This window comes from Pedobacter sp. BAL39 (genome assembly GCF_000170795.1).
Taxonomy (GTDB): Bacteria; Bacteroidota; Bacteroidia; order Sphingobacteriales; family Sphingobacteriaceae; genus Pedobacter.
The window spans coordinates 20,363-40,075 of record NZ_ABCM01000014.1 but is presented as its reverse complement, the minus strand read 5'-3'; the positions used below and the strand labels follow the sequence as shown (position 1 = coordinate 40,075).

15 protein-coding genes and 1 pseudogene are annotated in these 19,713 nt (G+C 41.5%); 3 read left to right on the top strand and 13 right to left on the bottom strand.

Annotation, left to right across the window (positions count from 1 at the left end):
- The first annotated feature begins 204 nt into the window (after nucleotides 1–204).
- Entirely contained in the window at nucleotides 205–1,428 is a 1,224-nt protein-coding gene (locus tag PBAL39_RS16980; protein ID WP_008243742.1) for a hypothetical protein, read from the top strand.
- A gap of 3 nt (nucleotides 1,429–1,431) precedes the next feature.
- Here the strand turns inward: PBAL39_RS16980 and PBAL39_RS25410 are convergent, their stop codons facing one another.
- Complete coding sequence (locus PBAL39_RS25410) at nucleotides 1,432–1,605, bottom strand: hypothetical protein (protein ID WP_008243741.1); 174 nt, start codon at nucleotides 1,603–1,605, stop codon at nucleotides 1,432–1,434.
- Nucleotides 1,606–1,734: 129 nt separating this feature from the next.
- Between PBAL39_RS25410 and PBAL39_RS16975 the strand changes: the two genes are divergently transcribed.
- Nucleotides 1,735–2,202, top strand: a complete 468-nt coding sequence (locus PBAL39_RS16975; protein WP_039866931.1) for a hypothetical protein — start codon at nucleotides 1,735–1,737, stop codon at nucleotides 2,200–2,202.
- 57 nt (nucleotides 2,203–2,259) lie between these two features.
- Here PBAL39_RS16975 and PBAL39_RS16970 read toward each other — a convergent pair whose 3' ends face one another.
- On the bottom strand, nucleotides 2,260–3,006 hold the full coding sequence (locus PBAL39_RS16970; RefSeq protein WP_008243739.1) for an SDR family NAD(P)-dependent oxidoreductase: 747 nt from the start codon (nucleotides 3,004–3,006) through the stop codon (nucleotides 2,260–2,262).
- 397 nt (nucleotides 3,007–3,403) lie between these two features.
- Between PBAL39_RS16970 and PBAL39_RS25730 the strand changes: the two are divergent.
- A pseudogene (locus PBAL39_RS25730) lies at nucleotides 3,404–4,138 on the top strand (SDR family NAD(P)-dependent oxidoreductase); the annotation flags it as partial.
- 685 nt (nucleotides 4,139–4,823) lie between these two features.
- Here the strand turns inward: PBAL39_RS25730 and PBAL39_RS16955 are convergent.
- The 11 genes from PBAL39_RS16955 to PBAL39_RS16905 form a co-directional block, all read right to left on the bottom strand.
- Nucleotides 4,824–5,810: a hypothetical protein gene (locus PBAL39_RS16955; protein ID WP_008243732.1), complete on the bottom strand. Its 987-nt coding sequence runs from the start codon at nucleotides 5,808–5,810 to the stop codon at nucleotides 4,824–4,826.
- 1 nt (nucleotide 5,811) lies between these two features.
- Nucleotides 5,812–7,188 (bottom strand): hypothetical protein, encoded by a 1,377-nt coding sequence (locus PBAL39_RS16950; protein WP_157274072.1) that lies wholly within the window; start codon nucleotides 7,186–7,188, stop codon nucleotides 5,812–5,814.
- Nucleotides 7,189–7,594: 406 nt separating this feature from the next.
- Nucleotides 7,595–8,371, bottom strand: coding sequence for a hypothetical protein (locus PBAL39_RS16945; protein ID WP_008243726.1), 777 nt, complete (start codon nucleotides 8,369–8,371; stop codon nucleotides 7,595–7,597).
- The gene (locus PBAL39_RS16940) at nucleotides 8,368–9,867 is read right to left on the bottom strand and encodes a hypothetical protein (protein WP_008243724.1); all 1,500 of its coding nucleotides are present in this window, start codon (nucleotides 9,865–9,867) and stop codon (nucleotides 8,368–8,370) included. Before PBAL39_RS16940 ends, PBAL39_RS16945 begins: the two co-directional genes overlap by 4 nt.
- Before the next feature lie 9 nt (nucleotides 9,868–9,876).
- Nucleotides 9,877–10,605: a hypothetical protein gene (locus tag PBAL39_RS16935; protein WP_157274071.1), complete on the bottom strand. Its 729-nt coding sequence runs from the start codon at nucleotides 10,603–10,605 to the stop codon at nucleotides 9,877–9,879.
- A gap of 102 nt (nucleotides 10,606–10,707) precedes the next feature.
- Nucleotides 10,708–14,343, bottom strand: a complete 3,636-nt coding sequence (locus PBAL39_RS16930) for a hypothetical protein (RefSeq protein ID WP_008243720.1) — start codon at nucleotides 14,341–14,343, stop codon at nucleotides 10,708–10,710.
- Between the two features lie 5 nt (nucleotides 14,344–14,348).
- The gene (locus PBAL39_RS16925; protein WP_008243718.1) at nucleotides 14,349–15,878 is read right to left on the bottom strand and encodes a tubulin-like doman-containing protein; all 1,530 of its coding nucleotides are present in this window, start codon (nucleotides 15,876–15,878) and stop codon (nucleotides 14,349–14,351) included.
- A gap of 10 nt (nucleotides 15,879–15,888) precedes the next feature.
- The gene (locus tag PBAL39_RS16920; protein ID WP_008243716.1) at nucleotides 15,889–16,272 is read right to left on the bottom strand and encodes a hypothetical protein; all 384 of its coding nucleotides are present in this window, start codon (nucleotides 16,270–16,272) and stop codon (nucleotides 15,889–15,891) included.
- A gap of 5 nt (nucleotides 16,273–16,277) precedes the next feature.
- Nucleotides 16,278–17,627, bottom strand: coding sequence for a hypothetical protein (locus PBAL39_RS16915; protein WP_008243714.1), 1,350 nt, complete (start codon nucleotides 17,625–17,627; stop codon nucleotides 16,278–16,280).
- Nucleotides 17,628–17,756: 129 nt separating this feature from the next.
- Nucleotides 17,757–18,818 carry a type I restriction endonuclease gene (locus PBAL39_RS16910; RefSeq protein ID WP_008243713.1) on the bottom strand — a complete coding sequence of 354 codons (1,062 nt, stop codon included), beginning with the start codon at nucleotides 18,816–18,818 and terminating at the stop codon, nucleotides 17,757–17,759.
- 219 nt (nucleotides 18,819–19,037) lie between these two features.
- Nucleotides 19,038–19,703 carry a response regulator gene (locus PBAL39_RS16905; protein WP_008243711.1) on the bottom strand — a complete coding sequence of 222 codons (666 nt, stop codon included), beginning with the start codon at nucleotides 19,701–19,703 and terminating at the stop codon, nucleotides 19,038–19,040.
- Nucleotides 19,704–19,713: the final 10 nt, after the last annotated feature.

Here is a 19,713-nt window from a genome sequence, read left to right as displayed (position 1 = left end):
CTTTATGCCTATATCAGGAATAGACCAACACTATACGAACGTTAATATAAGTCCACGTTGTCTCCACGTTTACTGCACGTCAAGAGCAGGTATTTCCAAGAATACGTGGACTCACCATTAATTTATAGTCTATTTGCTATTGATTTATTATCTCGAGTGCTTATATTTGCCCTAGAGATTATACATAGTTAATACTGATCTTATATGGGAATTGTAAAAGGTAAAGTCATTACCGGAGCAGTAGGTCCGGTAACATTTAGCTCCTGGAGGGATATCCAGGTAGTTAAACAGCGCGTATTCGACATCAAGCAAAGCATTGCGACTAAAAATGTTTCTACCGTATTCGGTCTGGGCAGCAGGTTCAGCGCCATCCTTCGCAAATGGATGTACCCGATTCATTTTATTCATGACGGGGCCATGGTCAACCGGATGAATAAGGCAATGACCGCAATCCTGCTCAAACACCGGGATAAAGCCACCGGGAACTTTCATTTCCTACCTGAGAGCTTTAAGCCATTGGAAGGATTTGAGCTCAATGAGTCCTCCCCATTGAAAGAAAATCTGCATGTATTGCCACAGGTTAATCTTCAGGAAGGGAAACTGACCATAAGCATTCCTGAGTTCGAAATCAAAAAAGCCCTTAAATTCCCTACAGAGGCAGATCAATGCACCATCATTGTCTCCGTATACATCGCTTCCCTAAAAACAAAAGACGAATGTAAGATGACTGCAGAGCAGACAAAAACCTTCTCCGTAGACTGGTCTGACCAAAAATCCACTGCAATGGAATGGTCGTATGATGTTCCGGAGGGATGTTATTGCGTGACCAGCATGGCACTACATTTCCACAAACAATGGTCTAACCTGCAGGTATCCTTAAACAGTAAATCTTTCTGCCCGGCAATGATCTGTAACTTCAGCATCAACCCAGGAGCATTCAAGGATAGACCTGAAAATTTTAAAAAAGCACGTTTTGCATTCGTGGACGATGAATATCCTCCGATTAAAAGGAAAACCACCAGCAAAATCAAGGTAGCGAATAAGAAGGCTAAGGGCACAACCATAAAAGCAAAGAAAGGAAAGGTGGCTAAAGAGGCCGTTGAGGACGAAAACCATAACATCACCAAACTTAACAATGCGCAATTGCAGCAACAGGAAAATGAGGCATTGAAATCTGAGGTCAATGAACTGAAAGCACGACTGGCTGCAATTGAAAGCATGCTGAGCAATGCTAATACAGTTAATCAACAAACCGAAAGACCAAACATCGCATTAGAGGCTGGAATTCAAAGTGGTCTCCTTGGTAATCCATCCAGCAACGGCATTTATAAATTTCCAGTCCGTGATGCTATGGTAGCTCCGAAGATCACTCCGAAAGCCTTATCGGGTCAATTAAGCACTAAAAACAGAGGCAAACCCGCAGCATAACTGCTATTCCTTTTTGTTGTCTTTAGTTGGTTCAATATCATGATCTTCCAATGCCTTTTTGTACCCTGCGGAATAATTGATGGTTCCCCAGGCAGTAAGCATGGTGATAATATCTTCCTGTTTTAGCGGCCCTGATAGCTGACCCTGGCAATAATCTAAAAATTCCTTTTCCGTCATGACTAATTGATAATGGCCAAAATTAAGACATTTATCATGAACATGGCTATGGAAATTCAGAGAAACTGGCATCAATATTATGATATAAAATTAAACTGTTTAACTTGCATTAAATAAATCATGATCGTTATGAAAAGATTCATCCCCTATTTTGCTGTACTTGCCATCCCCGTTTTGTTCAGTTGTAACCAGGAAAGCAACAAAGGCGCCGCCAACGATAAGGCAGATTCTGTGTTAAACACAACTTGTTACCAGGCAATAGATGGACCTGATACGGCTAAAATGAACGTAGATGAGACCGCAGCGGGTAAAATCAAAGGGAAGCTGTATATCAAGTTTGAGGAGAAAGGTCCTAATGATGGTACTTTTGAAGGTGAGTTCAGGGGTGATACACTTTTCGTAGATTACAGCTTTACGATCAATACGACAAACAAGACGATCTATAAGAACCCGCTGGCTTTCTTGAAAAAAGATGGAAAACTGTTAATGGGTGTTGGTCAAATCCAGACCACTCTGGGCAGATCGTTTTTTGTGAAAGGGAAACCGATTGATTTTGAAAAAGGAAGATTTCAATTTGCTCCGGTAGACTGTAAGTAAAAGAAATGTTAGGCCGATCATTTTAGTAATGATACGGCCTTAAACATACAACTATATCTATTGTGCAGTCATACCTGCATCTATGCTATGCTCCGTTGCAGTGATGTACGAGGATTCCTCAGAAGCAAGGAACAAGACCAGGTTGGATACCTCTTTAGGTTCTGCAAGCCGGCCAAGAGGGATTTGTGCCAATGCATCTCCCCCCTCTTCATTTGTCGCGGCAACCATCATTGGTGTTTTGATAAAGCCCGGGTGTACGGAGTTTACCCTGATATTTTTTTCACCATATTCTATCGCTGTAGCCTTTGTCATTCCGCGGACGGCAAATTTACTGGCAACATAGGCAAGACTTGGAAACCCATAGTTGGCTACAATACCGGCAATTGAAGAGATATTGACAATAGAACCGATCCCTGCTTTAATCATTGAAGGGATCACGGCTTTCATTCCATAAAAAACAGAATGCTGGTTGATGTCACAAACTTTGAGGTAATCTGCCTCTTGAAGTTCCTGTGTTTTTACCATTGGTCCAAGGATGCCCGCATTGTTCACCAGCACGTTCACATGACCAAAAGCTTTTTCAGCTTCAGCGACCACATGCGCCCATTGTTCAGAACAAGTGACATCATGTTTGATAAATATTGCGTTTTCGCCAAGCTCGTCGGCTAATTTCTGACCTGCTTCTGCTGACACATCTGTTAGGATCACTTTGGCACCCTCAGCCACGAAAGTACGTGCGTGGGATTCACCCATACCTTGGGCTGCACCTGTGATAATAGCTACTTTGTTGATTAATCGTTCCATAATTTATACTTTGTAAGCAAAATTAATCGAACACACTTGCCGAAATATGTCAGGATCCGCTCAAAACATGTCAGTTTCCGGGTTGGCGCATGATATTAAAAAATGAGCTTTCGATACTGTGAAGGAATATAGCCACTTGATTTCTTAAAATACTTGCTAAAAGCAAAGGATCATTGAACCCTAACTGATAACCGATCTCCCCAAGGCTCTTCACGGAATAGCGGATTAAATATTTTGCTTCATTGGACGAGATCATCCGTCGTTTATGATTTCAATTCATACACTGTGCTCTTTGCTTCAAAAAGAAACATTGAAATGTCACAAAACATATATGCATAAACATTTTGGTTTTTTTAGTGGTTCATAATATAAGTTTAAACATTTAATAATTTTAGATATGAGCACATTACAAGGTAAAATTGCGTTAGTTACGGGAGCATCAAGAGGAATCGGTCAAGGTATTGCAGTGAGTCTGGCGAAAGCAGGAGCTGACGTAGCATTGGCAGATATCAGTCTGGATGTTTTAGAAGAAACAAAAAAGCTCGTGGAGAGCGAAGGTGTAAAAGTGAAAGCTTATCAGGTGAATGTTACGGAGTATGAAACGGTAAGCACTTTAGTAAAGGCTGTAGCGGCAGATTTTGGCACACTTGATATCGCAGTGAACAATGCTGGGGTTCTGGGTATTCATAAGGTGATCGATATGACACCAGATCAGTGGGATAGAATATTCGATGTAAATGCAAAAGGAGTTTTCCTATGCAGCAAGGCGGAGCTTGAGGTGATGTTGCCTAACAAATCCGGACGTATCATCAACGTTTCTCAATTTTAGGTAAGACTGGTATGTCTGATGTGTCCGCATATAGTGCTTCAAAATTCGCGGTGATTGGTTTTACCAATTCCCTGGCAAAAGAAGTAGCCAAAGAAGGTATTACCGTGAATGCACTATGCCCTGGAATTGTTGGTACAGGTATGTGGAGAGGTGATGATGGATTAGCAAAAGCATTTGCCAAAGAAGGTGAAACGGAAGAGCAATCCTGGGAAAGAAATCAGGAAAGCCTGTTGCCACAAGGTGAAGCACAGACACCAGAGGATATGGGGGCTTTAGTGGTATATCTTGCATCAGCAGCTCACGTAACCGGACAGGCAATCGCCGTGGATGGTGGCTTTGGTTTGTAGGTTTTTGCAATAGGGTTAAATATATATTATAACGGCAGGGCACAGCGATGTGCCCTGTTTTTTGGGGTTCCAAATAATCATCATTTAGATGGCTTTAGCACTACAACGATAATTTTGACTACATTGATTAATTTGTAAAACTATTTCAAGCCCAAGTAAAATGAAAGAGCAATAGAGATGACCGCAAGTGCTGTAGAACCGTCTGCGCCAGATTTACCATCTAAACTTCTCGAAACAAGTTTTGAAAGTTCTAACTAGAAGGGTAATACTGGTGGTTATTGACATAGTGAATATATGAATACTTCTCATATAGGCTTGGCTTATTGCTAATAAAAAAACGAGAGTTGTTACCGATAACACAGTTTGCAGGCTCGGTACTTATATTTTTTCATTGCCTGCTCCTTAGTCACTTTCAATATCTGATGGTTGCATGCCTTAATTCCCTTACATGTATCCCTTGTCTTATGATAAGCTACTGCTGTTTCGCTAATACAGATATATACGTAGTCGGATTTTTGCTGTCTATAAAGGCCAAGGCCCAAAACTAGTGCTATTGTCAATAATATTTTCATCATCGTTATATTTTTATTTCTGAGTTTATATGATTTTGAATCTCTCATCATTCAATAAATCTGGATTCATTAGAGTGTTCTGAATACATTAACTGGGCCGTACGAAACTCCCATTGAATTTATAGCATACGCTCTTACATAATAAGTTGTGCCGGTAAGTAATCCAGAGATACTACCTCCGACACTACCGATACCGGATCCATTATTGTTATGCATACTGGATGTAATTGTTGGACCAGTGGTGCTTGTCGAATAACACACTCCTTTTGAAGTAATAGTAGTGCCCCCGTCAGCGCTGACTGTACCTATGACGTAGGCTGAACTTCTAGAGATCAACGATATTGATACTGTGCCAACAGTTGCCAATCTCAATGGGCTCGTGCTGAAGCTGTACTCTGAGCCGTAGGCCGTTCCCGCTTGATTTGTTGCATATGCCCTGACATAATAAGTGGCTCCAGGAGTAAGCGGAAACAGGTCACCGACAAATGCCCCCAATCCACTGCCGGAAGCAACTTTAGCGTTGGCAATGGTAGGTAACGTCCTCGTGTTCCAACAGAACCCCCGAGAAGTTATAGTGCCCCCTCCCGCAGCAATGACGGTTCCGCTACCTACGGCACCGGTCATACTAATTCCACTAACCCCATTAGTCGCCACTGTGGGCAGGTGGTATCCAATTGTTTCGAAACTTACATTTTCACTATAAACCGTTTCATTCAAGGTCCTGAAATAAGCCCGGACAAAATAATCGGTTCCGGGAATAAGCCCCGTTATAGTCAAAGGCTGCCCACCCGCTCCTGGTCCGCCACTTATTTTGGTAGCCTCGATGGTCGGATCCTTAGTAGCTCCCCAACATATTCCTTTGTCTACAATGACATTTTGATCACCCGTGACATTCATATTCACAACTGCGTCAGTTTGTGTGACTGAAGATATAGACGGTATAAAGATGTTAACCATATTGCTTCGTCCAATGGTTGCAATGGGATCCTTTTGGCAGCCTGTAAACAGCGCAACTGCAGAAACGACAATGTTTACTATTTTTCTTATGTTCATCATTTTACAGATTAATTCCGATTCCCAGGTTAAAGTCAGTGTATTTAAATTTGATGTTGCTTGCACCCCCCATTATGTTAATAAATCCCAGTCGTAGCATAACACCGACCTCCAATTCAGCCCCCTTAAAACTAGAAGCAATATGCTTTGCATAACCACTGTAATGAAATCCACCACTACCGTAGTCATATTGGTCAATACCCCATAATAGCTCCCTGGAACCGTAACCTCCGGCCAAATACCCAGAGAGCATATGTCCACCGAAAAACATCCCCGCAGTATAGCCAGACCTCTTATCAACAATTTGTCCATTGTACTCGTAATAGCCCGGAAAGTTATAATTCATTACCGAAACATCATCGGTCTGAAAGGAAGCGGAAGTGTTTTTGCCACTTAGCTTCGCCCTTACAAATCCACCCAATCGACCACCGTAGCCTACAGAGATCATATAGTTATCAGTCTTCTCAATGTTAGTGATCTCGGTAAAGTTTACCCCACCATTAAGAATCAAACTAGATTTCCCCTTGTTCTTCCCGGCCAGCACCTGATGGCTACCGTTGACCACTGAGATTGAACGGGAGATGAATGATGTCTGGCTACATCCACCTTCAGCCCTTATGGAGAATACCTCTTTTTGATATAGTGGTCCAGTAGCAAATACAGTCCCATTTCCCACAGCCTTCATATTCGCCCCACTACCTTTATACCAAACCCATTTTGCACCCGGCGCAAGATAGCCACCCACAATCTTCAGGTTACTTCCTCCTCCATAATTTACGATTTGCGGCCCCTCTATTGCGTTGGGGTTAGTAGAACGACTTTTAACTGAGACCAGTAAGGATTGGCACATTGTTATATCATCCCCATTTTCGGCCCTAACAAAATACGTGGTGGTTTTGACGGGAGATACCTGAATGAATGCCCCCTCCCCCAGGCGCTCACCAGCACAACTTCCGGCGTACCAAACCCACTTAGCTTGCGCCACTAACTTGCCTCCACTCACGCTGAGGGTAATATTCCTTTCTCCTTCGCAGATCTCATTGCGGCCCAGGATGGCTGTTGGCGCTATGCTACCCTGCTTCACGCGGACCTCTGCATAAATACATGGCGTATTTTTTTGGCCAACTGCACGAACAAATACATTGGTTGTTCGTAGAGGTGAAATGGTAAGAGTTGCTCCTGAGCCGAGTAGCTTACCCTCGCAAGATCCTTCGTACCACATCCAGCTTGCACCGGTTCCAAGACTCCCCCCTTCGAGGCCTAAAGTCGTTGGCTCCCCACTGTTGATATCTTTAATACCAGTGATTGCAATGGGTTCCATGGAAAGTACTGAGATAGGTTTATAAGATCCGATCTCTGGAAGTCCAGAGGAGCGTCTCACGTCATTAAAATAATTTGACATTTTTTTGCCGGCAAAGGAGTTTCTTTCCGGGACAGATACGCCGAGTTTAGTCTGCCTAACGATATGCAGGCTATTTAACTGCGTTTTAAGTTCGTTATTACAGTTGAAGAAATCGAACCTCCAATTGATATAATAATCTCTAATAGCACCCAGCCTAGTAATCTTATAGCGAAAATAAGAAAGACTACCACCTTCTTCGCATCCAACAGGCGATATTAGGTATTCAATTTCAACCGCAATATTCTTATCAGAATAAAGCGTTCCCTTTGACTGCCACCTTTCTTGTGCCCGAAGACCAATACTGAATAGCAACAAAGCCATAATTAAGAGAGTAAATTTAGTCTGCATTTTTTATTTTATAATGTGTCGTTTATTTGAAATATCTCTAGTAGGTATCTATTGACAAAACTCCGGTACAAAGGCTTCGACTAAAGGGATCAGCTGCCGATCGCGTGGCTTCAAGCTTCGCTTCGTAGTAATATTGTATACTATTGGCTTTGACCTTACCCTGCGGACCAGACAGCGCGTACTGGCCCGGCTGTGGAATGAATATCGATTCCCAATCGCTCCATTCCCCACCCTTCACCTTTGCCGTACGGTAGAAAAACCTCAAACTATCCGACCTTACCGTTACGCTTACTACCGCTGTCCGTTCCTCGCAGGCCAGCCGTGCAGGAATATCTTCCCTTTTTACTTTGGCATCTACTGCTTTCAATTTCTTACGTCGTTGTACAGGGAGCCTGACCTTCGATACAATCGCAGGAGCATCCACTGTGTCGGCAGTTGATTTCTCAGCATAGACATCAGGCCGAGGTGTTATTTGTGTAAATGGGCCAGTTCCGAGCAGCAGACTAAAAATCAATACTACCACAGGAAGGCAGGAAAGCAGATTTACTATTTTTCCCAGTTTAAACTTCCTCGAGGCCACTACGCTTCCTAAAATTATTCCCAGAAATGATCCTACAAGGCTCCACATGAATACGGGAGAACCTGCGCCAAACGAACTAAAGATATTATCCAGGATGACGAAAGCATTATAGGATAAGGCACCGAGGACATTATGTAAGGCAACAAGGATGAATAAAAACAGTAGCACATACTTCCAGGTGTGTTTTTTCTTTGCATTCGAAGCAGTGTTTACAGATCGTCTATTTAGGCTCATAATTGCTCTATTTTTTTAATTCTTGGCCATATCAGAAATGGTGCAACAACAGCCAGTATAAAGATGAAAATGTAAGCGGCATGGTTAATGGGTACCTGTGCAACGATATGGTCCCACGCGAGTTCTGGGAGTAACCAACCAGATTGGGGGCTAGCAGCAGCGACCAACAACCTTATCATACCGAAAAAGATCGCTCCCAGGAGACCATACTTCAACAGGCTTAGTGCAAATCCCCATACCGGAAATACCGTTTTGAGCGAAACAGGGATTTCAATTAACTGGTAATCTGTATGGATAATAATCGAAAGTGTGTATAGATTATTCTTAATGAGCTTTGATGGATCGACGTTAAAATATAAAGTAACAGACGCTTCCCCATGCAGATCAGATAGTGAAAACCGGGTTTTCGAAACGGTGATCCCCGGAATGTCCCTGTCCAATCCGACTGTAACACGAACATATCCTTTTGTTTGCAGACTGACGACAATAGGTTGCAACAGTGGTTTAGCCTGAATGCTTAAAAAGCTAACTTTGTCCACTGACACCGATATAGACGGAACTTCAACTTCTGGCTCCAAGGCCTCCAGGAACTTCTGCACCAGATACATGGAAAGATCGTCGCTCGGTTTTTCAACGGCGCGCAACGCTGACGTCTTTATTTTAAAATTCGACATCAGTTGCCCCATCCCCTTTCGTTCCAACCATATAACTAGCAGGTTATCATCTATGGATGCCAAAAGGGGTTTCCAGAATGCACCCGCTTTCCTGGCCTTGGAAACGATATCCCCAGGTTGAAGAAACAGTTCCTTTCCTACATAAAAAGGATAATTTGAATTGAGGTCATAAAGGAAAGAAAGAAAGTTAGGAAAGTTGTTTATCGATGGCAGTAGCGATGCAAGCTCCGGAAAAAGTCTATATATCCAAATCTGAAGATGGCCAATGGAAAAATTACGATAGATGTCTAAGAAGAAATCGTGATTGATCCAGCCACGTTCCAGAATTTCCACAACAGTTGAAAAAGAAGCGACACCAATCCGGAACGGCAGCCTGGAATTTAGTTGGTAACATACCCTCAAGAAGCGGCGCTCAGCATCCTGATCTCCAGCATGGAGCTCCATCATATCCATTGCCAAATCCACATTCTGATGACTGAGGTAGGTCACGTTTTCTTTTAGAAAAACACCATCTTCCAGATATTTCATTGCTTTGACCCTATTTCCAAAAAGAACCTCCCCCAATTTCTCCAGGCTCCGCACTTCCGCTCCAAAAATATGAATTGGTCTTAGCACTCTATCAGGTCCTTCCTGCTGATCTCGTAATGCACTCCAGTTGATGCTTAAATGTATTTCCTGAAGCAAGAAGCTGAACTGTCGATTGTCCATTCCAAGATGCTGGGCATGCTGTTTTAACCTGACCTGGTCAGAGTCGGATAGCACACCAATCCGCTCCACCAGCAGGTCCCTAATCTCTTTTCTTAATGCACTAAGCTCGTCCATATCCTATCATTATTTGAATGAAATCGTAGCCTTTTCCTTAATTTCCCATTTGCCTCCCAAAAGAGACAGCAGCCCCGGTTTCTCATTGACAATGAGTCCCGATGGAAATGTATCATAATGACAGGTTTGTTCGAGGAAATAATCTGCATTGCTAAGTGCATATTTTTGAGCCACAGGATTGACACTCACCCTGAAGCTTGCTTTGTTTGGAGAAAGTAGTGTAATCTCAAAAACGGTATCTTTATCCTCCCGGGGGAGTAATTCCGAAGCAGAAAAGCCATCGATCAAATCGGCATAGCGACTGTATAAAATCTCCGTTATCCGCGTAGGATTTTCCGGCTTATCCCATACGACCGTATTCGCTTGCACCTGCAATTCAACTTCCCGTTTGGCTTGCTCGTCGTTTTCTGCGTCTTTCAATCGGCTAAGCTCAGCTTTAAAATCTTCCGCCATTGCCCGTGACTCCACAAGATCGTTATGCAAATGATCCCTTTCCGACTTATCCGATTCCCTGTCGATTTTCATGCGCCGCAGATCTTCTGAAAGTTTCCTTGCTTTAGCGCGCATTTTACGATTATTGAATAAGATATAGGTTAATAAGACAAAGATTAACCCCAACTCAGCATAGGCAATACTAGAGGACGACAACCAGTCCTGATCTGATGTATGTCCCACGATCCCATCAGTGTTTTTTGAAATGACTATACCTTTGGTTTCCAAAGCTTTGAATACTTTCATCTTTGCCTCTGTAACCCGCCCGGAGAGGGATTGGCCCCTGGCATTAAATGTCATAGCGATTAAACAAAGCGAAAGAAATAAGATTATTCTTTTATACATGACTTATAATGAATTTGATTGTATGATAAACCTGGACAAGCGATAAAGTGTGTCCTTTAACGCATAGAAGAACAAGGACTCAGGAAGTGGTTGTTCGTGATCTAACTTATGAAGATCTTTCAGCACCTTTTTATAGCTATCGTAAATTAAGCCCTCACCATCAAAGACACCACCATCCCATTTTAATTCATCATAGACAGCCTTAGTATTGTTAATCTTAAAATCACTTAGAAAGTCAATAATTTGCTTATTAGCCAGGGTAAGTTTTAAGAACTCATTGACGTTGTCGAGCACGCCGATATTCAATGTATTGTCAAGATCCAGCGTATCCTTAATGATTACAGATTCAGCACCTATCCCATTAACCTGACCATCTCCGCTCAACACAAATTCCTGATACTTTTTCCTCGGATCATGCTCGAATGCTGAAAAGTCCGCATTCCGTGGAACTTCTACGAACTGATCTTGTTGATCGGCAGCAAAGTACTCAATCGTACCATTCGCGGTAATCACCTTCGGATCCTCATTGACATGTACCTTGAATGAACTTTGTAATTGTTGATTATTATAAGACTTAAAAAGCAATTTGGTCAAATTGTTTAACTCATTCTCGCTTCCATTGCAGAGTAATTTCAGGTATTGACTGCCTTTTCCTGTAAAAGACAGATAGCGGGGCAATGGATATCCTTTATACTTGATAATCTGGCAGATGTGATACACGATTGCACTGTAGTGCAGGTAAAGCACGATGGAAAGATTTGTATTACCACTGGTAATAGAATCACTGAACTTTAAACTTTTATCATATTTAAAAAGCAGACTAATGAGGTCATCGGAACTCAAGTTGTCATCAACAAGTGCATTTTTATAGTACTTATTGTCTTTGGTTTCTATATGATTTGCCTTTTGAAAAGCCGAGTAGTTTTTTATAAACCCATTATCCTTCAGGTTACCCTTATATCCACTACCCCATATGTCATTTCCCGCAAAACGGAATGAACTGGCAAGGTATTTATCATCTCTGTTGCCAGTCGACTCCATGAACATCATGACGTCTGTCGTACCACCACCAATATCGATATTAACTACATTCGCACCCTCCTGAATTCCACTATCATTTTTAGTTAAAAAGAAGTATGGCGCTACCGACTCCTTAATGGGGTTCTCAATTTGCGTCCGGCGAGCAGGATCAGCATTTGGGAATACGGACAAGTAAATTTCACTGAAAATCTTCGTCAGTTCAGTGCGGGTTTTTCGGTCCATTGAAGAAGGAATTGACCAAAGGATGTCCAGTTGTTCTGGTTTACAGAAATTGAGAATCGCTTTGGTACGAATTTGTAACATCAGCTGCTTTAAAAAGAATGCGACCCTTTCTTTATTGGAAATCATCTTACCGATGTCCGTATTATTTTCTAATAGCCATTTTAAATTAGTCGTATATACTGCACTATTTGCAGTCTTCTCTTCCCGTTCAATGTTATACCCAATATTTATATGGCCGAAAAGCTCAACGGATTGTTTATCCATGTTATGGAATGAGGAAACCTCGCATGTAGCAGTTTTAAAAGGATAAGATACCGCGGAATGGCCTTTAGATTTAATTACCCTTGGCATAAACTCTCTATTTACGGTAAGGGCAGCGGACGGCAATTGCCCAAAATGGTCATACCGCACTCCCAGGTCAGCAGAAAGTAAGGGTTCATTGAGCATTACCATCTGCTGATCTACCTCATCGATTTCAAAAGCAATTGGCAGTGGTGAGCTTTTTTCTTTGAACGCAATATGGGTATTTGAAGTCCCGAAGTCGATGGAGAACGTCATCTTTTTATTCAAATTAAAACGATTGAAGACCCTCCCATCAAAATTAGGAATGATCATCCCAGTGACCTCAAGACCATTGTCAAGATAACGAAGTTCCATATAATCAAAGGAATCCTTAACCTTGTAAAACCTTGATGCCGTCATGGCCAGAACCTCTACATCCGCAGCTGTTGTACGTTCTACAACCGTGGTTTTTAATTGATCAGGCTGACTATTATCGGAATATACCACGCGATCGTAGTTGTAAAAGTTCAAAGTTTCAAGTTGAAGATCAGGGTTATCTTCTGCCAGAAGCACCGTAAAATCATTCAGAAAATCATAGCCTGGATCCTTTTCATCAATTTTATAAAAGGGAAAAATGCCAATATCTGCCCTGCACATTTTGATTTGATCGCCAGCATATATCTTCTCGAATACGATCTCTCGAATTCCTTTTTTATTTCGAATTGGAATTTTTAGCGTTACCACAATTTTATCCTGATCAGCTTTGATGTTCAAGTTTCTCTTAAGATCATTGAAATCAAAGAAATTGAAATACTCTTTTTTTATTGGTAGAAGGAATTTGAAATCACCACCTGCACCAGTATAAAATTTATCGCGATTGATCTTAAAAGGCATTTCCATAAGGAAATCCTCTAGGAAGTCGCCAGTAGTCAAAAATGGATAGGTAACCGTGAGTGAATCCCCCTGAGGCAACCTACGCTCATCGAGGGGGGTATGTTTCTGTAAGTAATAATTGATCCTGGTTGTCGCATCCCAGGGAGCATTATCCTCCATATAGTCGCCTGGAAAGTTCATGCCCTCGACCAAAACCAGGGGAGGCTCCACATGTACGATATTGCCATCTTTGTCCTTCTGCTTGGCATATTTTGTATTGGAAGCCATGATTAGAAAGTCGCTTACATTTTTGATCTTTCTACGCTTCACCTCCTCACTTTGGTGATAGAAGAAGACATGATTTACCTTCAGTAATTTCGAGTTTATATTGGTCTTGAACGGGGAATATTCATCACTAAGTTTTTTTGTTCCTGTTGGTCCCCAATCTGCAAATTGGTGTTTAAACTCTGGAAAATAGCGATCCACAGTTTTGTTGATGTACTGCCTGAGGCCAGCACAATAGGTAAAACCGGAGAGATTACTTAACAGTAGTTTATACAGGTATTCTACAAAGAAACGGTCACGCTCGAATAGCGCACGGTATCTGTCACTAAAAAAAGGAACACCATCACTTCCCTTTGGTATATCGGCAACCTGGTTGTCCGAGATATACCGATCCCAATTTGGCGAGGTGAAAAACAAAGTCAGTGGCGAGGTGCCACCCATCAGCTTATTCTCATAATATATGAGATAGATGCTTTCCATACCAGCAAAGCCCGACTGAGCAGCAGTTCCATCAAAGACAAGGCCGAAGGCCTTTGCTAAAAGCTGATGTGGGTGATCGGCAGGTTTACTACGCAGACGGGTTAAGGTCTCTTCCACCCTCCACTCCTTAAACCAGATTTTCTTGCCTTCGCCAATGTCTGAAGAATTGGTATTGAAGAGTACCTGTATCATGTCCAGGCAATCTGAAACCAATTGGTGGTATACTGATAAACCCTCAAGCCCCTTTTGGTTGTCTGATGAAACCATTTGAAATGCAGTATCAAATAATTCCATTCTCGCCATTGGAGAAGGAATTGAGGTGCCAATTTTAGACGCACCTCGCTTGGACTGCGTATCAGTGATCTCAAAATTATCAATCCGGATCAATCCTGTTGGCGACCAACATTTGACCTCATTAGCATTATAGCCAGCGTATTTTCTAAATGTATATGGCATGTCGTTTATTCTGTCATTGTTGGTAATGCCCCCAGCACGTTGTAGCACTCTAAGGCGATCTGGTTAAGTAATTGTAGGAACCTTTTTTCTTTCTCTGTATCAGGAATAGTCTTTCTGAGCTCATCTTCAATCTTCCCCAATTTTTCGCTGAGAAAAGATGCGCTAAGACCTGAATCTCTTACTATGCCAAAAATTTTCTTAATCGGAATGACCTTGCCGGTAATGAAACTATTTAGGCTTTCGTCGAGCTGTACCGGCTCAAACTTTCGTTCGTTTGATGCCATTTCTTTCAACCATCCCCTGAAATGGGTATCAAAAAATGAAGAAAGCGTCTGATAGAATAAGTCAGAATGTAGACTATCTTTTAACAAATCTTTGTAGAAGACCTCCCCCGTAAGATTCGGAATGTAATCCAGATAGACCTTCATCGCATAGGACAATAGTGCTAACGGCTGCATAATCTTACTGGCCGACCAATTGTAGAAATGCCGGAAGTCTACAGATGAGCTTTCCTGGATGATGCCGTAGTCAAAATATTTAGTAACGCCTTTTTGCCCAAGTGCCTCATCTGGTTTATTGACGAAATCAATGATGGCTGTAGCACCAATCATCTCCACCAAATGAGCAGGATCGAGTTGTTTGTCTCCCCCTGCATTATATTCATACTGCTTTATTGCCGTATCCCAAACATGGTATAGTGCATTGAGTTGTCCGGCCATATGTTTAGCATAGTAACTAAGAGCAGCCTCTGTTTTAGCATCGAAGCTTTCAGAACTAATCTTACCATCACCTCCAGTCTTTTTCTTTGCTTCAATTTTGTAGTAAGGCATCACCGTGAGCGCCCCAATTTTTATATCACGTAAACGGTCGTCTCCCTTAATCAATTTGATCAGCTGAGGAAATCCGGAAGATCCGGTTCCGCCGAAAATAGAGCTGACAATGAAGATTCGGTCATCTGGATTGATACTTTTGGCTACAAATTGATATTCTTTTAACGACGACAATCCATTAAATACTACACAGCCGATATTTGGATTTCCTTTAAAACCTTCGTCTAAACGAAGATTAAGTTCTGTATTTTCATATCGTTCGTGGTTGGAAGGAGTATCATCATAAAGCGCACGTAGCATGTCCATTGTGACATCATTGACAAGCTCCTCTTTTGGGTCTACGTATTTTATAAAAGAAGTTTCCAGGTTATCAAACTTCAGCTGAAACGAATCATCAATTTTTTCAGAACCCTCTGTTTGCAGGGAGCTCAATGTATTTAAATTGGTGTTAAAGAAGCCCGTAGAGCTGTCAGAGCCATCCGAATTACGTTGTGGGGCATACGCTTTGCTACGAATTAACTTGTAGGCCTCTAATGCCTTAAGTGTTCTAGACGTATCGGCATTCCGGGTATCAACATCAATGATGATAGGAATGACTTTATTTGTGTCATTAAGTTTGGAGCCAGCTGCGAGGAGCATCGTAAGGGCGCGTACAACCCTTGCACCCGTCCCACCGATTCCAAATATAAATGTGTTTCTGATCATGTCTATAATGTTAAAAAGGGGTTCGTTTGGAGAAAACCGACATCCGCTTGAAAATGATAGAGAGGAGGATGAAAAGGAGTGCTGATAAAATGGCGTTCATTAAAGAGAAGCGAACGGTATAAGCATCAACCTCCCCGATAACATCCCTTGCCGTTATAAATGCAATACCAAAAGCTGCTACCATGATCAGTATTAAGGTGCTGATCCAATGTCCGAGTTTATGAAAAACTGGCTTCCACCTTCCGAGCAGCAGATAAAATATCAGGATCATTAACATAATGACCGCCACCGTAATTTGCCCTACGGTATCGTACACCTCATCGAAATATTCAGGAACATCTTCATTTGATCCTGAGATGAGCTCATAAAGCCCTGAGAAAATAGTGAGTAACATATTTTTTATTGGTTAATTTGAAATTTTAGATCTATAAAGTCCTCACCTTTATTATTATAGGCTTCCATCACGCCATCGACCAGGTGCACTAATGAGAAAGTTTTTTTTCCAAGATTCTTGACATCTTTGTCGTCCATTGTCGACCAGTCCTTATACCATGAGTCATATTTTAGCGGTACACTTAAATTCAGCGTCGCATTTTCCAGGCGAAGCTGCTTGATGGTTATGATTACCTCGTGACTTGCCTCTTCATAGTAAGCCCGCTGCCTTTTACTCTTTAAATGAACCGTTGGTGATCGCTCCATAATTTTCACTACCGCACTACATCCTTTCGCCTCTACTTTAAGATTTTCTTTCAGATAACTCAGCTTTCTTGCATATGATGGCAATTCATGGAGATCAATTACCGCAGAGAATGCGATGTCCTGATCCGATTTTGATTCAACGTTTTCAATTCCAATATCACTGACGGCCGCTTTACCTGCCTTTATCAACTTGAAATGGCCTTTTTTATTTAACTCAGTCAATATCCGGTAGCTCTTGACTTTTTTATCCAATAACCCGAAATGAAGCTCCTGTTCAGGTTTGAAATTCGGAATCTGGTTTAATTTATCATCAAATATTGGAAGAACATTGTTTTTTGCGATAACCCAAACATAGAAGGGCCTTTGCGTTCCTGGCAAAGTTTTCTTTACATTCTGATAGTCGTAGTACGTGCCGAAAAAGGCTGAGCTAAAGGCGTATAGACTGGCGGCTTGTCCTCTGTTTTTCAGATCAATAAATGTCGAATAGATATGATTCTTTAATGTGCCAGACGATTCGATGTTGACTTGGGAATTTTTCTTCACCTCTTTATTTGGGAAAGAAAGGATACAATCTGAAACAAGAATGGAGATCTCTCCAGCCTTCGTTGCTTTTGCTACTTGGTCAAAGATGTTGTGCAACTCGGAACTCCTAGCCAACGTTACTTTTGTAGTTGCAATATCACTCGTGAACTTAGCTGCATCAAACTGGTAATCAGTGATTGAATCAGAAATAAAGTGAATCTTTAATGGCGATATTTCTTTATCGACTTTCACGGCTAGGTCGGAAATCACCTGCTTAAAATCCGCTGCGCCATTGAGATATCCACCCATGCTAGCGGAGATCTCGAGATATAGATGGACCGTACCGAGTTTTGTGATTATGGGGCAGCCGTTAGGTTTCGGCCCTTTGACATCGACGCATTTATCTCTTTTATCAATTATGCCGTCTTTATCCGAATCTTTTCCGTCACATCGAACAAGAAGGCTGATTGAGATTAGGATTAAAAGCACCGATATAACAGTCCACGGTTGAGACCTTTTTCTATTCATACTATATATCTTTAATTACTTCAAAATGACTTGCTATCTCCCTGTCTATGACGTTCAGATAGGCTACCTTAAGTCAGAGGCTCGTTTAGTTTTTGGCAAGAATTAAGGGAATACGCTGCCTAAATTCAATTAGTAATTGGTCAACGTTTGGTGCAGCTGCTCTCTATATTGATAGATATCGTCCAAGGAAGTTATCAGCCGCTTTTCACCTGCGTCCTTGCCATTCGGAAAGGTTTCAAAATATTTATTTGTCGTATTAAAATGGAGCCTACAAAGCGGCTTCCTATTGTTATCGTCAAGCAATACACCGAAATAGGATTGGGTATCCCTGGCAGCAATACGAGAGGCTGCTACACGTTCCCTGAGAATCGCCTTGACAATTTGAAAAGCTTCGAGTTCTTCTTCAGTAGTAACGATTTTATTATCTCCGGTCTCATTTATAGGAGTTACCTTATTATCTTCAGTTTTCTCAATCGTTTCGTTGATACTCAACGCGGATTTCAGTCTGGCGCTGATGGATTCATTGATGGAAAGCATGAGTGCTTTTCTGGTATATTCTTTAAACGTAACCATTCTATTTGAGGTAAGTGGTTTGTCGAAGAATCTATTCACCAATAACTTTACTAGTTCATCAGAAGGCTGTTCGATCTCGTTTTCAAATTCTTTGCGAATGGACTTTATGTATTTAAGGCTTTCGGCCGAATCCAAAATACTTTCCAGGGAGTAATCCGTTTTGGTGAAACCTTCCAATATTTTAATCGAACTATCTTTAAGATCTTCGATATCAATGGTAAAGAAAGGCTTCTCATCCATGATATTAGGTTTTTCGAGATCCATATAGAAGTTATATATGGTACCATTTGTTAACACCCCGAAGCGGGCTTTTGAAACATGATAGTAGCGATGAAGTTGAGAATTATGAGCATCAGCTTTCTCCTTCCAGTGCTTGCACTCAAAGATCAAGATAGGTTCATCATCCTTCTTGATCACATAATCTATTTTCTCCCCTTTTTTTGTGCCGATATCACAGATATGCTCAGGGATAACCTCCGTAGGATTGAAAATGTCGTAACCCAGAATCTGAATAAAGGGCATAACGAACGCGTTCTTTGTTGCTTCTTCGGTATTTATCTGATCTTTTAAGCCATTAACACGTTGGTGTAACTGCTCGAGCTTTAATTTTAGTTCCATCTCTTTGGATTATATCTTTTATCGGAAATGATTGTTGACCAAAAGTAGGCAGGAGCCCAAGCCTTTCCTTACGGGAAACCGTAAGAATGAAAAGTATTTGAAAAAAATAAGTAATTAAAGAAATAGAAAAGAGCTAAAAAAGGAACTGGCTCAAACACCATCTGTTTGAGCCAGTTACAAACCCGAAATGGATTTTAACAATAGTCAGAAAGAGAAAATCTAGATAATTCCGAAGTCCTTACAATAGGCCACAAGCTGCTCGTTTTTGCTAAACCCAAGAACTTCTTTCATTACATTTAAGCGCTTTTCCACGCTACTTAAACCGGAGGGTTTTATATGATTTGCCTGAAGATAGTCAGGAATATTTTTTTGTAGTGTACCACCGGAAAGGAGGCTGATGATAGTAATGTCAAAACTGGTAAATTCAAAAGTATTTTTTTCTTTTACAGACTGCTTCAGGTCTGCAGAAAGATAGGTTTTACCTAAAAATATAGTCTCCATTGCTGCTCTTAGATCCTTCGCATCATGTCTTGCTTTACGTACATAGCCATCAATACCAAGGTCTTTGAACAAGCCATCCACCAACGCAGGTTTATTTTCAGCAGAGAAGACCAGAACCTTTAGGTCCGCCTGAAGCGTCTTAGCTAAGGCGATGAGCTCTGTACCGCCAGAAATACGCTGTTTGCGATGATCCTCCTCAAAAGAAAGATCCGTAATTAAAAGATCGAAAGGTTGTCCTTTTGCTATGGCCTTTTTGATGAGCATCAGCGCATCATCACAATAGTAAGTATATTCAGTTTCTGATATTCCCAAATCCCTCATGGTCTTGGTTACAGATATACTGGTCATTTCGTGGTCTTCGGCAATTAGTACTTTTGTGAACATCAATTTTTAG

Coding starts and splice junctions, on each gene's coding strand:
- PBAL39_RS16930 (WP_008243720.1), bottom strand. CDS start 14,343: ATGCCATATACATTTAGAAAATACGCTGGCTATAATGCTAATGAGGTC.
- PBAL39_RS16935 (WP_157274071.1), bottom strand. CDS start 10,605: ATGAAAGTATTCAAAGCTTTGGAAACCAAAGGTATAGTCATTTCAAAA.
- PBAL39_RS16970 (WP_008243739.1), bottom strand. CDS start 3,006: ATGGAACGATTAATCAACAAAGTAGCTATTATCACAGGTGCAGCCCAA.
- PBAL39_RS16920 (WP_008243716.1), bottom strand. CDS start 16,272: ATGTTACTCACTATTTTCTCAGGGCTTTATGAGCTCATCTCAGGATCA.
- PBAL39_RS25410 (WP_008243741.1), bottom strand. CDS start 1,605: ATGACGGAAAAGGAATTTTTAGATTATTGCCAGGGTCAGCTATCAGGG.
- PBAL39_RS16905 (WP_008243711.1), bottom strand. CDS start 19,703: ATGTTCACAAAAGTACTAATTGCCGAAGACCACGAAATGACCAGTATA.
- PBAL39_RS16945 (WP_008243726.1), bottom strand. CDS start 8,371: ATGAGCCTAAATAGACGATCTGTAAACACTGCTTCGAATGCAAAGAAA.
- PBAL39_RS16925 (WP_008243718.1), bottom strand. CDS start 15,878: ATGATCAGAAACACATTTATATTTGGAATCGGTGGGACGGGTGCAAGG.
- PBAL39_RS16980 (WP_008243742.1), top strand. CDS start 205: ATGGGAATTGTAAAAGGTAAAGTCATTACCGGAGCAGTAGGTCCGGTA.
- PBAL39_RS16910 (WP_008243713.1), bottom strand. CDS start 18,818: ATGGAACTAAAATTAAAGCTCGAGCAGTTACACCAACGTGTTAATGGC.
- PBAL39_RS16915 (WP_008243714.1), bottom strand. CDS start 17,627: ATGAATAGAAAAAGGTCTCAACCGTGGACTGTTATATCGGTGCTTTTA.
- PBAL39_RS16955 (WP_008243732.1), bottom strand. CDS start 5,810: ATGATGAACATAAGAAAAATAGTAAACATTGTCGTTTCTGCAGTTGCG.
- PBAL39_RS16975 (WP_039866931.1), top strand. CDS start 1,735: ATGAAAAGATTCATCCCCTATTTTGCTGTACTTGCCATCCCCGTTTTG.
- PBAL39_RS16940 (WP_008243724.1), bottom strand. CDS start 9,867: ATGGACGAGCTTAGTGCATTAAGAAAAGAGATTAGGGACCTGCTGGTG.